Source organism: Pseudomonas sp. (assembly GCF_049645325.1).
In the GTDB taxonomy this organism is placed as follows: Bacteria; Pseudomonadota; Gammaproteobacteria; order Pseudomonadales; family Pseudomonadaceae; genus Aquipseudomonas.
Genome location: NZ_JBARTQ010000207.1, coordinates 1 through 1,777 on the forward strand (window position 1 = coordinate 1; position 1,777 = coordinate 1,777).

The following is a 1,777-nucleotide window of genomic DNA, read 5'->3' on the forward strand; positions in this document are numbered from 1 at the left end:
CCCCCCCGCTCCCACATTTGATTGTGGTGAGCCGCTTACTTGGGGTAGCCGGCCCGCTTCATTTCACGCTCGGTGAAGGTCTGCGCATCCGCCAGGGCTTTGTCCGGAGTGGAACCGCCGGTCAACGCGCTGGAAAAGAACTTGCCGACCTGAGTACCAATGGCCTGGAACTCAGGAATGGTCACCAGTTGAATGCCTACATAAGGCACTGGCTTGGCGGATGGGTCTTTCGGGTCCGCCACTTTCAGCGACTCCAGCGTCACCTTGGCAAACGGCGCAGCCTTCATGTACTCGTCGGTGTAGGTCGACGTGCGCGTGCCTGGCGGTACGTTGGCAATGCCGTCGGTCTTGGCGACCAACTGCCCGTATTCCTTGGACGTCGCCCAAGTGGTGAAGACTTTGGCAGCGTCCTTGGCTTTGGAACTGGTCGGGATGGCCAGGGACCAGGAGTACAACCACGAGGTGCCTTTGTCGGTTTTTTCATGCGGGGCGAAGGTGAAGCCGACGCTGTCCGCTACCTTGCTCTGGGATTTGTCGGTCACGAACGAGCCGGCCACGCTGGCATCGACCCAAATGGCGCATTTGCCGCTGTTGAACAGCGCCAGGTTTTCGTTGAAACCATTGCTGGAAGCACCCGGCGGGCCGGATTTCTTCATGTTGTCGACGTAGAAATTCAGCGCGTCTTTCCACTCAGGGCCGTTGAATTCCGGCTGCCACTTCTCATCGAACCAGCGCGCACCGTAGCCGTTGGCCAAAGTGGTGATCAGCGCCATGTTTTCACCCCAACCGGCTTTGCCGCGCAGGCACAGGCCGTATTGCTCTTTGGTCTTGTCGGTGAGTTTGGCGGCGTATTCGCCGATCTGGGTCCAGGTCGGGTGCTCAGGCATGGTCAGGCCGGCGGCCTTGAACAGGTCGGTGCGGTAATACGTAATCGAGCTTTCGGCGTAAAACGGCAGGGCATACAGCGAGCCTTTGACGGACAAACCGTCACGCACCGAAGGGAAAACGTCGTCGAGGTCGTAGGACGCCGGCAGGTCCTTCATCGGTTCCAGCCAACCCTTGGCGCCCCACAGTGCAGCTTCGTACATGCCGATGGTCAGCACGTCAAACTGTCCGCCCTGGGTGGCGATGTCAGTGGTCAGGCGTTGGCGCAGCACGTTTTCTTCAAGCACTACCCAGTTCAGCTTGATCTCCGGATGCTCGGTCTCGAAGGTTTTCGAGAGCTTCTGCATGCGGATCATGTCGCTGTTGTTGACGGTGGCAATGGTCAGGGTTTGCGCGCCAAGGCTGACGGCGCTGAGGGTCATGCATGCTGTCATGCAAGAACAGGTAAGCAGAGCTTTTGCTGTGAACTTCATCGCGCACTCCATTTCTGCGCCCAGGGGCTGCAGAAGGACAGTTATTGTTGTTGTGTCTTCCCACCGGGAGTCAGGAAGAGTGTGCGTTGATTACAGCCTTGAAATGGGGATGTGACAAATCCTTGGGAGCACTTTGACTGATACTTTTTTGCACTGGTTTTTTTGGGGGGCATTCGTTGTCTGCGGTGGGACCACGTGTGGTTGCGCCCTTGCGGCGTGTCACTTTCGAAAAACGTGAAAATAACCAAAGTGCCTTGCCCCACCAATCGGCACCTCACCGTGGCTCGGTCAGCGTGGTTTAACCGGGCGCTTGAGATCAAGATCACCCTCACAAGCAGATCAGAAGCAGCGCACGGAACCCTACCCAGCCATGACCGCCCCAACGGCGATTTCCATACAACCTAGGCCAAATTCTGCTC

At 57.7% G+C, this 1,777-nt stretch carries 1 protein-coding gene; it reads right to left on the reverse strand.

Annotated elements, in window-relative coordinates:
* Positions 1-35: 35 nt before the first annotated feature.
* Positions 36-1,358 carry an ABC transporter substrate-binding protein gene (locus WBB95_RS09095; protein WP_424487283.1) on the reverse strand — a complete coding sequence of 441 codons (1,323 nt, stop codon included), beginning with the start codon at positions 1,356-1,358 and terminating at the stop codon, positions 36-38.
* Positions 1,359-1,777 lie beyond the last annotated feature (419 nt).